The sequence below is a fragment of the Carboxydothermus pertinax genome (assembly GCF_001950255.1).
Lineage (GTDB): Bacteria > Bacillota > Z-2901 > Carboxydothermales > Carboxydothermaceae > Carboxydothermus > Carboxydothermus pertinax.
In genome coordinates this window covers 1-13738 of sequence record NZ_BDJK01000006.1, presented here as the reverse complement: position 1 = coordinate 13738, position 13738 = coordinate 1, and the positions used below count along the sequence as shown (strand labels likewise).

The 13738-nt window shown below is 41.2% G+C and carries 12 protein-coding genes and 1 pseudogene; all 13 read right to left on the bottom strand.

The features are described 5' to 3' along the window. Window positions 1-62: 62 nt before the first annotated feature. Window positions 63-2282 (bottom strand): stage V sporulation protein D, encoded by a 2220-nt coding sequence (locus tag cpu_RS01460; protein WP_075858223.1) that lies wholly within the window; start codon window positions 2280-2282, stop codon window positions 63-65. Between the two features lie 26 nt (window positions 2283-2308). Next, entirely contained in the window at window positions 2309-2731 is a 423-nt protein-coding gene (locus tag cpu_RS01455) for an FtsB/FtsL family cell division protein (protein ID WP_075858222.1), read from the bottom strand. Between the two features lie 21 nt (window positions 2732-2752). Continuing rightward, window positions 2753-3688, bottom strand: a complete 936-nt coding sequence (gene rsmH / locus cpu_RS01450) for a 16S rRNA (cytosine(1402)-N(4))-methyltransferase RsmH (RefSeq protein WP_075858221.1) — start codon at window positions 3686-3688, stop codon at window positions 2753-2755. A gap of 11 nt (window positions 3689-3699) precedes the next feature. Further along, a complete protein-coding gene (gene mraZ / locus cpu_RS01445) occupies window positions 3700-4131 on the bottom strand; it encodes a division/cell wall cluster transcriptional repressor MraZ (RefSeq protein ID WP_075858220.1) in 432 nt (143 codons plus the stop codon). A 167-nt stretch (window positions 4132-4298) separates the two neighbouring features. Continuing rightward, window positions 4299-5546, bottom strand: a complete 1248-nt coding sequence (gene nrfD / locus cpu_RS01440) for an NrfD/PsrC family molybdoenzyme membrane anchor subunit (RefSeq protein WP_075858219.1) — start codon at window positions 5544-5546, stop codon at window positions 4299-4301. 14 nt (window positions 5547-5560) lie between these two features. Next, a complete protein-coding gene (locus cpu_RS01435) occupies window positions 5561-6247 on the bottom strand; it encodes a 4Fe-4S dicluster domain-containing protein (RefSeq protein WP_075858218.1) in 687 nt (228 codons plus the stop codon). Beyond that, the gene (locus cpu_RS01430; RefSeq protein WP_075858217.1) at window positions 6247-8808 is read right to left on the bottom strand and encodes a molybdopterin-dependent oxidoreductase; all 2562 of its coding nucleotides are present in this window, start codon (window positions 8806-8808) and stop codon (window positions 6247-6249) included. The genes cpu_RS01435 and cpu_RS01430 overlap by 1 nt, the downstream gene beginning before the upstream one ends. A gap of 47 nt (window positions 8809-8855) precedes the next feature. Continuing rightward, a pseudogene (locus tag cpu_RS01425) lies at window positions 8856-9302 on the bottom strand (HPP family protein); the annotation flags it as partial. A 130-nt stretch (window positions 9303-9432) separates the two neighbouring features. Then, window positions 9433-10230 carry a histidinol-phosphatase gene (locus cpu_RS01420; RefSeq protein ID WP_075858215.1) on the bottom strand — a complete coding sequence of 266 codons (798 nt, stop codon included), beginning with the start codon at window positions 10228-10230 and terminating at the stop codon, window positions 9433-9435. Then, complete coding sequence (locus cpu_RS01415) at window positions 10223-11263, bottom strand: methionine synthase (protein ID WP_075858214.1); 1041 nt, start codon at window positions 11261-11263, stop codon at window positions 10223-10225. Before cpu_RS01415 ends, cpu_RS01420 begins: the two co-directional genes overlap by 8 nt. Before the next feature lie 29 nt (window positions 11264-11292). After that, on the bottom strand, window positions 11293-12177 hold the full coding sequence (locus tag cpu_RS01410; protein WP_501161791.1) for a DUF8754 domain-containing protein: 885 nt from the start codon (window positions 12175-12177) through the stop codon (window positions 11293-11295). A gap of 11 nt (window positions 12178-12188) precedes the next feature. Further along, entirely contained in the window at window positions 12189-12878 is a 690-nt protein-coding gene (gene sfsA / locus cpu_RS01405; protein ID WP_075858212.1) for a DNA/RNA nuclease SfsA, read from the bottom strand. A 14-nt stretch (window positions 12879-12892) separates the two neighbouring features. Continuing rightward, window positions 12893-13738: patatin-like phospholipase family protein (locus cpu_RS01400; RefSeq protein WP_075858211.1), on the bottom strand; the 846-nt coding region annotated here is incomplete at its 5' end.

Genomic DNA, 13738 nt, shown 5'->3' with positions numbered 1-13738 from the left:
TTTACTATTTTTTCCATTTTTTGTTATTTTATTAAACAAAGAGCCCCCGCGGGGCTGTGGTTTTAATTTTTAAACTTAACCTTAACCACAGTCCCGGGCGGCACCACCGTCCCGGGGCTTATATCCTGTTCCACCGCCACCCCGGCACCAATATAACGAAAACCAAGGCCTAATCGTTTTAAAATTTCGCTAACCTCATCAAACGTAAGACCGGTAAGTTCAGGAACCACAATTTTATCAGTAGATCCTTTTCCCTGACCAAGGGTTAAGGTAATTTCTGTACCTTCGGGCACCATAACTCCTGGCTCTGGGGATTGTTTTATAACTTTTGGGCCCTGCCCTCCCACGTTAAAAATGAGGCCACTCTCAATAAGTTTTTTCTGTGCTTCCCAGAGGCTAAGCCCTTCTAAAGCTGGTACCCGAACATCTTTAGGCAGGATTTCTGTTTCCTGATTATTTTTAGCCGGCTCCGGATCTTTCTGGGGCTTTACCCCCATATATCTTAAAATATCCTCGCCTAAATTTTTAAATACTGGAGCAGCAATTTGTCCACCATAGTAAGACCCGGAACTTGGTTCTACAATTACCACTAAAGCAACAAACTTTGGATCGTTGGCCGGGGCAAAACCTACAAAAGAAGCCACATATTTTCCTGGGGCATAGCCGCCATTAGGAGAGACTACCTGAGCCGTTCCGGTTTTCCCGGCTACCCGGTACCCCTTAATGTAGGCTTTCGAGCCGGTACCTTTTAAAACAACCAGCTCTAAAAGCTCCCGTAAAGTTTTAGCAGTTTCTTCAGAAATTACCCGTTTTAAATAATGAGGTTTATTTTCTAGAACCGTATTGCCGTTTTGGTCAACTATTTTTTTAACCACATGAGGTTCGACAAGTTTACCGCCATTAGCCACAGCACTAACCGCCCGAATAAGCTGAATTGGCGTTACTGCTATCGACTGCCCGATGGAAATTGTGGCAAGGTTAAGATTAGTTACTTTGTTTTCAGGTATAACAAGACCTTTTTGCTCTCCAGGAAGTTCAATCCCTGTTCTTTCCCCAAAGCCAAAGCTTCTTATATATTTATAAAACCGCTCTTTCCCTAAGCCTAATCCCACTTTTACAAAACCAGGGTTACAGGAATTTTGGATAACCTCAGCAAAAGACTGATCGCCGTGAGGGGTTTGGCTCCAGTCTTTTATCTTATGGCCATTTACCACCACATAACCGGGATCATAAAAGCGGTCATTGGGGTGAACTACGCCTTCTTCTAATGCGGCAGCAGATGTAATAATTTTAAAAGTCGAACCCGGCTCATAATTATACCATATTGCAAAGTTTTTTTCTCGAACATTCGCCGGGTATTTAGCAAATTCATTGGGATTAAAACTAGGACGGGAACCCATCCCTAAAATTTCACCGGTTTTGGGGTCCATTACAATAATCATCGCTAAAGCAGGATTTAATTGGCTCTGGATATTATTTAATTCTCTTTCCACAAAATACTGGATTGTTTCATCGATGGTAAGATACACATTGTTTCCAGGCTGGGCAGGAATATATAAGGAAGAAGTTTCAGGAATCTCTAACCCCCTGGCATCTCGTTCGATTACAAGGCGACCGGGGATACCTTTTAAATATTTATCCAAACTAAGCTCAAGGCCTGCAAGACCCTGGTTGTCATAACCAACATACCCTAAAAGATGAGAAGCAAAATCATTATGAACATAATACCGCTTATTTTCTTCCACTAAATCCAAACCCAAGGTATAAACTTCATCTTTTGTATCAGCTAATAATTTTTTTAATGCTTTGGCTTCATCATAGGAAAGCTTTCTTTTTACCCAAACATAACTTGTTTTTGTATTGGAGAGCTTTTTTCTTAAATCTTTCTTAGATTTCTCATCTAAATTTAAAATTTGGCTTAGTTTTTCTAGCAGCAATCCTAAAGGTTTTTTTTTAATTCCGCTCTTCTGTTCTTCGGCAGATTCTTTGTAAGTTTGTTTTGTTTCATCATAGTAATATTTCATTAACTGTTTAGGATTTGCCACTAACGACTCCACACTTAAAGATTGGGCCAAAAGGTTTCCGTTTCGATCCAGGATATTTCCCCTTTGGGGAGGAAGGATAATTTCACTCTGCCGATCTGCTAGCGCTTCGCTTTTCAAGGTTTCAGCTTTTATCACTTGTAAATAAAAAAGCCTCACAACAATAATAGAGGCAAAGACAGCTAAGAATATGAAAAGCACGCCGGTTCTTTTTTTATAAATTGACTTATAGTTGTGCAAATTAAAAGCCTCCTTCGGCCTCTTTATCAGTGCCAAAATACCCGGGTAAGAAGGGCAATTAAACGATTTTCCTCTTTATTCTTGGAAGGTTTGGCCACTGATTTTTCCTGGGGTAAATCAATTGCAACATAAATAACATTTTCAGATGCCTTTTCCATTCCCCGGGCTAGAGCTATTTTTTCTATTTCAGTGCTATTATCAATTGAAGCTACTTCCATTTTTAAAGCATCATTTTGTATCTTAAGGGCGTTTACTTCATTTTTAAGCTTACTAATCTCATAACCAAGAGAAGCCCGGTAGGCAAAAACCGTGGCAAAAGAAACTCCGGCCAAAAAGAGAAACAGGGAAACTACTGCCCACACTTTTAACCCAAGGACAAATTCCTTTTTAGGCTTTTTCTTTGTTTTTGGTTGTTCTAAAATTACCGGTTTTTCTTTTGCCAATACCAACTTATTCACGCTCCTTTAATTTTATGCAAAAGATAGTTTTTCTGCCGCTCTAAGCTTTGCACTATGAGACCTACGATTTTTTTCAACTTCCTGCGGACCCGGAATTATAGGTTTTTTGGTAATAATTTTAAGCCTTGGCTTTTTACCACAAACACATACCGGGAAATCCTTAGGACAAACGCAAGGGTTTTCTTCTCGCCGGAAAAATTTTTTGACTAACCGATCCTCTAAGGAATGAAAGGTTATTACTACAATCCGGCCTCCGGGCTTTAAGAGTTCTACCGCTCCCACCAAACCCTCTTCTAAACTTCCAAGTTCATCATTTACTTCAATTCTAAGAGCCTGAAAAACCCTTTTGGCAGGGTGTTTTTCCCGCCGGGCTTTGGCCGGTACAGCACGGATTATCTCTTCAGCAAGTTCTAAGGTAGTAGTAAAAGGTTTTTTCTCCCGGCGCTTAACTATAGCCCGGGCAATTTGCGGGGCATACCTTTCTTCCCCATATTCGTAAAAAATACTAATAAGCTCTTTTTCAGAATAAGTGTTTACCACATCTGCTGCCGTCTTTGGGTTTTTAGAGTCCATGCGCATATCAAGGGGGCCATCTTGGTTGTAACTAAATCCTTTTTCCGGATTATCAAGCTGAAAAGATGAAACTCCCAGATCCATTAATACTCCATCTACAGCATCTATGCCCAGTTGGTAAACTACTTTTCTAATCTGCCGAAAATTACCTTTTAGCGCAATAAATCTATCACCAAAAGAAGTTAAGCGCTTTAAAGCATAGGCTAAAGCATCATCATCTTGATCCAAACCAATTACCCGGCAATTGGCCCGCTTTAAGATTTCCTCGCTGTGACCGCCACCGCCTAAAGTAGCATCCACATAGATGCCACCATCTTTTATCTTTAAAAGGTCAATTGTTTCATAAAGCAACACCGGCACATGGGAAAACTCCATATTAAATCCCTCTAAATTAAAAAGTTAACCATTTTTTCGGCAATTTCTTCATAAGCTGCCTGAGCACCGTTGCAGTAATTAATCCAAAGTTCCTGGCTCCAGATTTCAACCCGGGTGCCAACACCAACTATGACTACCTCTTTATCAATTTTGGCATATTCTCTTAAATGGTTGGGAAGTAAAACCCGGCCTTGTTTATCCTGTTCACACTCAGCAGCCCCGGCAAAAAATAGCCGCACAAACGCCCGAGCATCTTGGTTGGTAAAGGGAAGCGCCTTTATCTTCTCCTCAATAAGCTTCCATTCTTTTTGGGGGAAAACAAAAAGGCAATGGTCCAAGCCTTTGGTGACAATAAATCTCTCTCCCAGCTCCTCCCGAAAGCGTGCTGGAATAAAAACTCTACCTTTAGCATCCACAGTATGGGAATACTCCCCCATAAACATCGGCTTCCCCACCTTAACCAAAAACACACCACTTTAAACCACTTTACTCCACTATTCTTTTCTACAAAGGTGGAAAAATTCCTGCTAAAAAGTGTGATTTTTAGCACAGAAATTTTTTCCAAAAAAATAGCCGCCTCTTTACAGGCGGCTTTCGGGAGGAAGGTAAATTATTTAGCATTGGGTAAAAATTTATAAGTTTTAATCATAAATGTCAGGATGATAATTACTAGGGCAAAAGGAAGAAGAGCTACTGCTATTTCCACCGGAGAAGGGGCGTAATGCCAAAAGCTGGCAAACACCGCAGCCCCTTTCTTATAAACCCCAATAGCAATTGGGTAATTGACCATTTCTGCCTCCGTATCCGGTAAGGTGAAATTAAGCGGAAATACATTATACGAAGCTGGCATTAAAAGGAAACGGTGGGCAAACACCCCGATAAATAAAAGGATGCTTCCAGTAATTAGGCCGTTGTAGGACTCCCTGCCCTTTTTGGTAAGGAAATAAATCATAACAAAAGCAGGTAACGCTACTTCTAAAAGGTGAATTAAACCATACTTTTTAAATACCAGCGCCAGAGGGTTTAGCTCTTCAGGCACTCCCCACCACCAGCGCACTAAAAAATCAATATACATGAAGAAAAAGTGAACAATTAAGGAACCGGCAATAATAAAGGCAAAGCTTTTAAACGCTCCCTTATACTGCACAAACCGCTCTTTTCCTACAACTAATAAAGAGATAAGCATCACCAGGGCTGTACCCGAAGCGGTAGCCACCGCGATAAAATCCGGCGGCAGCACAGCAGTATGCCACCAATCCCGGGAAGCTTGCGTCGCAAAGATAAGGGCAGTAACGGTATGAATCAAAATTGCAAAGGGAAGTCCAATTAAGGATACCCTTTTAGACCAAAGCCGGGAAATAGCTTCTACCTGTTCCTGACTTAAATTTTTGGTCCAACCGTTTAAAAAGCCCCGGTTTTCCTTTTTCCATTCCGGCAAAAGCTGAAAATAGACACTTAAAAAGGTTAGAATTAAGTAACAAGAAATTACGATAACATCCCACACCAGGGGTGAGCGAAAATTAGGATGTACGAGCATGTTATAAATTCGCTCCGGTCGACCAATATCGGGTAAGATTATAGCACCAGCGCCTACAATACTGGCAAAAGCCGAAAGGGAAGCAATCCGTGTGAAAGGTTTTAACTGTTCGATACCAAAAAGATAAATTGATGATGACACAATTAAACCACCGGCAGCTATACCCACAAAAAAAGCAAAGGTAGCGATATAAAGTCCCCAACTAAAAGGGTTACGTAAGTTGGTGACTACCAGGCCCTGACTTAATTGATAGCCCCAGGCAGTAATACTAATAAGAAAAAGCAGGACACCAATCAATAATAATTGATTTAACTTTTTCATTTTCCTGCCTCCTTTTAACGTTTTCCCTTGGTTGGTGCCAGATAAAAGACTTTAGGCTTGGTTCCCAAATTTTCTTTTAACTGTGCAACCTGTCTTTCATGCACTAATTTACTAATTTCCGAATCTTTGTCATCTAGGTCACCAAAAATTCTAGCTTTTGCGGGACAAGCCTGCACACAGGCCGGGAGTTCCCCTTTATCGGTATACTGGACGCAAAAGGTGCACTTTTCTACTATCCCTTTAGGGCGGTTTTGGGTATAAACCAGTCGGTCATCCTTGTCCCGGTGGTCAAAAGGATAACCATAGCTGTAGCCTTTCATGTATCCCACCCGCTCCTTGGCCTTTTTCGGGTCCTCCCAGTTAAACTGGCGAACACCATAGGGACAGGCAGTCATGCAGTAACGGCAGCCAATACACCGTTCATAATCCACCAGCACCCGTCCCTTGTCGTCGGTATAAGTAGCCCCTACAGGGCATACTTTCACACAGGGTGCATTTTCACACATCTGGCAGGATACCGGTAAAAAATACATCTGGAGGTGTCCGTCTTTCTCTACCGCCGTTTGGTGTTCCTCACTTCCCGGAGTAAACACCCGGTTCCACCAGGTTCCGGGTGGCTGGGAATTATGTTCTTTACAAATTACCGCACAGGTCCGGCAACCAATGCATCTATCAAGGTCTATAACCATGCCGTAGCGCATTAAATTTCACCCGCCTTTCTCACATCACACAGGCATTCATTCCAGGCCGTATTGGGACTCCATACCCCGGGTACAAAATACACCTCGTGAGTCGGTTTAATAAATGGATAGGTTAAGGAGTTGTAGGAGGTTTCCTTTAAATACCGGCTCCACCAACCCTGCTCAAACACTATGACTTTTTCGCCAATACCCGGATCTAAAACCGCATACCCTTTAACTTTACCCCGATTATTATAGACCTCCACCAAATCTCCCTCTTTAATTCCTTTTGCTTCGGCATCTTTTGGGTTTAGAAAAACCTTGGGCTTGTTATTGTGTAGTTCCTCCATCCAAATATTATTGGAATGGGTAGAGTGAACCCGATACAGCGAGTTCCTAGTGATAAAGGCAAATTGGTATTTACCTTTGCTACTTGGATCCAAAGCATATTCGCTTTCTTCAAAGGGCGGCTTATAGACCGGTAGCTGTTCGCCAAGTTTTAAGAAAATATCTTCCTCCTTATAAAACTCAATCCGCCCGCTTTTAACAAATTGGGCTGTTTTTTCAATGGGTGTTGGCAGACTTTCCGGTGGAAAAGGTTTTTTCTCCACAATTTGTTCGTAAAACATTATTTGCCGATTTCCCGGAGTGCCAAGCTTTAACCGCACCGGACCTTTTTTTAGTTGCTCCAAGGTAATACCTTCTACCATTGGACCGCCGGTGGCTAACATTAGTTCAATGGCCTTTTCCGCCGCTTTATCGGGAGCAAGGCCGGGGAAAAAGTGTTTTTCAAATTCCGGATTGATTCTTTTAGCCAACTCTCTAAAAATCCAGAGTTCCGGCTTACAATTATATAGTGGTTCTATTGCCGGTTGCTGAAGCTGAAGGTAAGGGTGCACCGGCGTTGCCGTAAGTTCGGTTTTTTCATACCAGGTAACACCCGGTAATACCACATCGCTCCACTGACAGCTGGTGGAGTTTTGAAAATCAATAGACACCACGAACTCTAACTCACCCTTTTCCACCATTTCCCGCAGGCGATTGGCCATGTTGTGCTGGTCAAAGGGGTTATGCCAGCCAAAGATTAAAGCCTTAATTCCATTTTTGGGTCTGGGTGCTACCATATTTTCCGTAGGCCCGTGCAATATATAAAGCCAGGGATACCATTTCGCCTTTTTCCCTTCCGGGAACCACCATTTATTTACTTTAAGCCGTACCCGGTACTGTCCGGCATAGGTGGAAATCCCAGCTCCCGGTTTTCCGAGATTACCGGTAAGCACCACAATTAACGCTAAAGCCCGGCCTTTTAAATCGCCGTGGTACCACTGGTAATTGCTCGCACCATAAATAATGTGTAGCGGTTTAATGGTTGCCATTTCCCGGGCTATTTTTACTATATCCTCTGCCTTTACGCCGGTTTCCCGCTCTACAAATTCCGGCGTATAAACTTTGAGGCTTTCTTTTAAAAGCTGAAATACGGGCTTTACCTTGACAGTCTGACCATTTTTTAAGTTAACGGTATATTCTCCCTCCAGCGCTACATCTAAGGGCATTTCCAGTTTTTCCGGATTTACCGCTAAAAACTTGCCGTTGTAGGCTACAAAAACTTCCCGGTAAGGAGGCACATTGGTTGGCAGGTCAAGTCCAGCTACTTCCGCTGCCTTTAAGCGTTTTCCGTTATCCAGACGTACTAAGAGCGGTAAGTCGGTATAAGTTTTAACAAACTGTTCATCAAAAAGTCGTTCTTCAATGATTATCCGAGCAATACCTAAAGCTAAGGCTGCATCGCTTGATACTTTTATCCGGTAAAATTCATCGGCTTTAGCTGCCGTTGGCGAGTAGTTGGGGTCAAATACCACTACTTTTCCGCCCCGTTTTTTCGACTCCAAGAGTAAATCCGAGTCAATCAGCCTGGTCACCATAACGTTGGAACCTAATATAGCGGTATAACGAGAATTAGTCCACTCTAAAGGCTCTAACTCTTCGGTCTGGACACCGAAAGTTTGAGGCCAGAACATCGGTAAATCCCCATTTAAGTCATAAGCATGGTGCAAGGTCCAGCCTGCAAGCGTTGCCAGTGCTACCATGGCTCCTTTGTGGACGTAGCCAGTACCCCCTACTTGAAAGCTAACACCTATTGATTCAGGACCGTACTTTTCCGCAATTTCCTTAAGTCTTTGAGCAGTGTAATCAAGGGCTTCCTCCCAGGAAACATCTCTAAATTTTCCTTTTAATCCCCTGCCTCCTTCTTTAATTCTGGGACCTTTTAGCCGGTCAGGGCCATATATTAAATTAATGAACGAAATCCCCCGTAAACACCCTCTGGGATTGTATTCCGGGTCTGGATAATCGTTGGTGGGAAATAATGCTTTAATTTGTCCATCCACCACCATTGCTTTAATACCACAAGCACTGGTGCAATTGGGCGAACAAGTAGTACGAATGAATTTTACTTCCCGGGCAGGGCTATTGGCCAAAGCCTTTTTTACCAAAACCCTTCCGCCTCCGACACCCAAAAGAGCACCGGCTGCAGCCGTACCTTTTAAAAACTGACGCCGGGTAAGCTTTACTTTGTACTTCACCTAAACCACCTCGTTTTAACATTCTAATAATTTTTTTCATTGTACCCTTAATTTCTTACAAATTTCTTACACGGAAGAAGGCTTTTTTGAAAAAACTTTTTACCACTCTTAACTTCAAGTTTTTTTACTAAAGCCGCTATTAAAAGTAATAAAATTGCGCCAATTGCTACCGGAGTTAAGATAAATTCCCAATTAGGGTTGTTATAAACAGCCATAAAAGCCGTAGCGCCTCCCGGAGGATGCAAGGACTTAAAATGAATCATAGCCCCAATTGCCAAAGTAACTCCCAAAGCAATACTCCACCAGGTACTACCTGCTAAATGGGCAATAAGCACACCAACAGTAGCCGAAATTATATGCCCTCCCAAAACGCTTTTAGGTCTGGCAAAGGGACTTTCCCAGGCGCCAAAAAGGATTACCGCCGAAGCTCCCAGCGATGGCAAGAGTAACGGTAAATTATAAGTGTACGCTAAAAAAGTAATCACACCAATGCTTAAAAAACTTCCTTTTTCTTAGTTTTTCTTTTCTTATCCCCATTGATTTCTGGCACTCCCCCTTTAAATTGTAGTTTAAATCACGAAATACAAAATTTCTGTGTTTTAAATCACAAAAAAACCGCCCAATTTACGGGCGGCTTAAAGGAATTTCCCGGGCTTTTCGGTTTTCAAAAATTGTAAGGTTTTTTACACCAATTTCCTCTAACATCTGGTAAATTTCCGGAAATTTGTAGGCAAGATGCTCCGGCTTATGGGCGTCGGAGCCGGTAGTAAGAGGGATTTTTTCCCTTACCGCTTCCTCAATGATAATTTTACTTGGATATTGCTCCTTGGCCGGATACCGAAAACCAGCGGTGTTTATTTCCATAACCATCCCGGAATTTTTTAATTCCAGGAGAACCTCTTTAATATGGGGCTCAATAAGCTCAAAGTTAATTAGGCCAAATTTTTTTATTAAATCCAAGTGGCCTATAATATTAAAAATTCCCGCTCTAACTACTTTTTTTACTAAAGAAAAATATTTCGCTGTCAGCTCTTTTAGATCCATACCTCGGTAGTTTGCGATTTCAGTGGGAGAGTCAAAAGGCCAGTTGTCTATAAAGTGAACCGAGCCAATTAGATAATCTACCGGTAAACCCCTCAAAACTTTTTTGAGCTCTGCTTCACATTCAGGAAAATAATCCACTTCAAGCCCAATTTTTAAAAAAGGATAGGTTTCTTTTAATCTATCAAGCCTCGTTAAGTAATGAGGCCAATTAATAACATCCATAGAATATCCTGGAAAATCTTTTCCATATAAGGCCATGGGAAAATGTTCACTAAATCCCAATTCCCTAATTCCCTTTTCTTGGGCTTTTTGTAAATAATCTTCAAACTCTCCTTCCCCATGGCCAGAATATACCGAGTGAACATGTAAATCAATCATGGGTAACTTCCTTTCTAAAATCCCGTAAAAGACTATAAATTTTCTCCGCTTGCTCCGGAGGTAAAAGGCCGGTACCACAAGCAGGAGTTAGCATAAGCATAGAGTCATTGGTAACTACACCCATTTCCCTTAATAAATTAACTTTTTTCTCAAAATCAGCGTAAAGGTCTTCTAAACTATAATTTTCAATTTCCGGGCCGGTAGGAATAATCCCTAAAGCTAAAATTCCTCCGGCGCTTAGTAAACTCTTAACTTCTTCCTTATACGGAAAGAGGGAATCTAAGTAGTTAGCCGCATCCACCGAAATAACTTTAGCCCCTGCTTCAGTTACAATTGACCAATCGATGCCTGCGCAAGAGTGTACTCCCGGTACTCCTCCCTCTTCTAAAATAGCAGCGATGATTTCCTTTAGTACTCCCACGACCTCTTCCCGTTTTAAAGTAAGATGAGTAAAACTCCCATAATTGGCAATGGCTGGGTCATCAACAAACAAATAAACCATACGCCCGGTAGTTTTTAAAAAGTTTACCTGCCAGCGGGCAGACATAACTAAGGTTTTAACCACCGCTTCCCGAATCTCAGGGTCGTAAAAGGCTGGAATCTTATTTTCATCGGTAAGGGTAAGTAAGATGCTTAGAGGTCCAGCCATCTGTCCTTTTACTGCAAGAGCAGCAGAAAAAGATTCATTAAATTTTTCTACCAAGTAATAAAGCCCTTCCCCACTTTCCCGGGGCATGGCAAAAAAAGCATAATCCCTTTTTTCAAGAGCTTCAAAATACTTTTCATAAAAGAAAGTTAATTTTTCGGGAAAGGTTTCATCTTTTTTAAAAATTCCTTTATTTCCCTCTACTTGCAGTAACCCCACTTCCGTTAACGGCCGTAAAAACTGGAAGACAAAATGCTCCGCTATACCCCTTTGGGGCATCTGGGGCCAATGGGGTATTTGGGGTAAAGCTTTTTTGATAATTTCTAAATTTTTTTTAACATCTACCAGTGGCATGCTCCCAATCCCTGTTTTTAAAATTTCCTTCATCGTCCTTGCCTCCTCATCAATTACTTTTTTTATTTCGAAAATATTTGAACCAGTGGTTTATAGGAAATAGCTTCTAAAAAGTTTGCATACTCCTCTTTGGTAATTTCCCCGGGATTTTTCATAAAATAAGCACAAGCCAGTGCTTCTAAAAGATTAGCACCCGGGCTTATTCCCCGAAAATCTCCACCAGAGCCTACCACCCCAAAAGCCCCTTTACCTTTTAAGAAAAGTATATCCTCTTCCCTTAAGGTAGTAGTGATAATCACTTTTCCTGTTAAATCCGGACAATAGCGTCGCAGGAAATGAAAATCTCCCGCCACCACCTGACACCGGGCAAAAATTTTAGAATAGCGTGGGATATTTTTTTCTTGCTTTACTCCTAAAGGATAAAGAAATTTAATTGGTATTCTTCTCAATAACGGTAAGGTTAAAATTCCTGCTAAAGTAAAAAGTTTTTGTCGGGAAAAAAAAAGTGGTAGCTTTAAGGCAAAAGCAGCATCACCTATGAAAACTTTTTGAGCACCAGCATTAATTAATCCCTCATATAGCCAGGGCCTGTCCAAATAAGAGGTAAGAAGAGCAGTAAAATTTGGGGGAAATAAGTTAAGTTTTTGGGTAAGATTTACTGCCCTTAAATCTAGTACAGGTTTAATAAAACCCCCATCCGCTATGGGCCGTAAAATTTCCTTTTTTATTTTTTGTCCATCTACGAGCGGATACTTTTTCTTTCCTAAATGATAATAAAAATTTATTCCTCCAATTCCCGCTACATCATACTCCTCATCCTTTAATAACTTAATTGCCCGGGCTATATCCCCGTCAGTACCAATTCTTTTAATAAAAAAAGTAGTACTATTTACTTTCAAAGTAAAAGTAAAATCTCGGCGTGAGCTTCCAAGGCTTACCCCAAGGATTTTTTTATTACTTATAAGACTACCTCCATTTCCCGGTCAAGGTAAACTCCCTCAAAACTTATTTTTAAGCGGTAAGCTTTTACCTTAACTCCAGCAACCGCCGCTTTCTTTAACGCCAAAGCAAACCGGGGGTCACATTTATAATTAGGTTTAAAGACCACTGCATCATCCCGGCAAATTAAAAAAATCACCGCCGCGAGGTGCTCGGAAGATAAAGCTTTTAATTCCTCCAAATGTTTAACACCTCGAATAGTTGGAGCATCCGGAAACAAAGCATCCTTCCCTTCTACTAAGGTAACTGACTTTACTTCAATAAAACCGGTTGTGTTCTCTATCTGAACTTTAAAATCAAAGCGGGATTGCCCCTTCCTTTGCTCCGCCACTACCCGGTCAATCTTTTGCCCAAAAGGTTTGATGATGCCTTCCTCCAACAGGTTTTTGGCGATCTTATTGGGAAGAAGGCTATCTACTAAAACCAGGGAATCGGGCATCTTAGCCAAGACAAGGTCATACTGGTATTTTCGTCCTGAAGTTTTTCCTTCCCTTAAATAAACTTCCCGGCCACTGGTTAAAATTTCTTGAAGACGTCCGGAATTGGGGATATGCACTAAGATTTTTTTACCTTCTAAGAACACTTCCCCGACAAAGCGGTTTAATTTTTGGTTAAAAACCGCAGGAATTGGAGTAAAATCAAACTTCATTTAAAACCTCTTTTCTAAGAGACAATTTCAGCGATTTTGGCAAGACTATTATAAGCCTCTTCTTCTCCTCGGCGAATGGCCCAGGGTATTAAATCAAAATCATTCCAGCCCATACCAGAAACTTGGGGTCTTAATACCAGCTTAGCAAATTGCTCCACATCTTTTTCAGTATTGGAGTTCATAATGATCTCCATTGAACTTCCCAGGACATCAACAATGTTTTTAATATGGTACTTATTTCCCTCCGGTTTTGTCAAGGCTACTCCAATAATTTTTTCGTAGCCTAAATTTGCTAAAATCCTTACCGGTACATTTTCCACAATGCCACCATCGGCCAATAAGTATTTATTAAACTTTACCGGGGTAAAAATTCCCGGAACTGCCGAAGTTGCTTCCAGGGCAGTAAGTACCGCTGCATCCTGGACAGGAATATAATCATTAACCCCCCGCAATAATTCCCGCTGATAATTACCAAAAACTATTCTTTTTCCGGAATAAAGGTCCACACTGATAATTGCAATTTCTTCTTTCAATTGTTTCATAGACATAGGACCTAATATTTCCAAAACTTTTTTCAAAAGTCCAGCAGGTTTAAAAACTCCCAGAGGAAATTTTAACATATTTTTTTTATACCCAAGAAGCTTTAATAAATTATAACTTATGATCGAAATGCCCACTCCAACGGTAAATAAACAATTATAAAGGTCTTTGGGTTTTATTTTAACAGCAAGTTCCTCCATATCTCTGGGAGATAATCCAGCTCCATATAAAAGGGCAATTATCCCACCAGCGCTGGTGCCTGAAACCAGAGAAGGTTTTAGCCCTTCTCTTTCGAGGACTTTTAGTACTCCAATATGGGT

Coding starts and splice junctions, on each gene's coding strand:
- cpu_RS01435 (WP_075858218.1), bottom strand. CDS start 6,247: ATGCGCTACGGCATGGTTATAGACCTTGATAGATGCATTGGTTGCCGG.
- cpu_RS01420 (WP_075858215.1), bottom strand. CDS start 10,230: ATGATTGATTTACATGTTCACTCGGTATATTCTGGCCATGGGGAAGGA.
- mraZ (WP_075858220.1), bottom strand. CDS start 4,131: ATGTTTATGGGGGAGTATTCCCATACTGTGGATGCTAAAGGTAGAGTT.
- sfsA (WP_075858212.1), bottom strand. CDS start 12,878: ATGAAGTTTGATTTTACTCCAATTCCTGCGGTTTTTAACCAAAAATTA.
- cpu_RS01415 (WP_075858214.1), bottom strand. CDS start 11,263: ATGAAGGAAATTTTAAAAACAGGGATTGGGAGCATGCCACTGGTAGAT.
- nrfD (WP_075858219.1), bottom strand. CDS start 5,546: ATGAAAAAGTTAAATCAATTATTATTGATTGGTGTCCTGCTTTTTCTT.
- rsmH (WP_075858221.1), bottom strand. CDS start 3,688: ATGGAGTTTTCCCATGTGCCGGTGTTGCTTTATGAAACAATTGACCTT.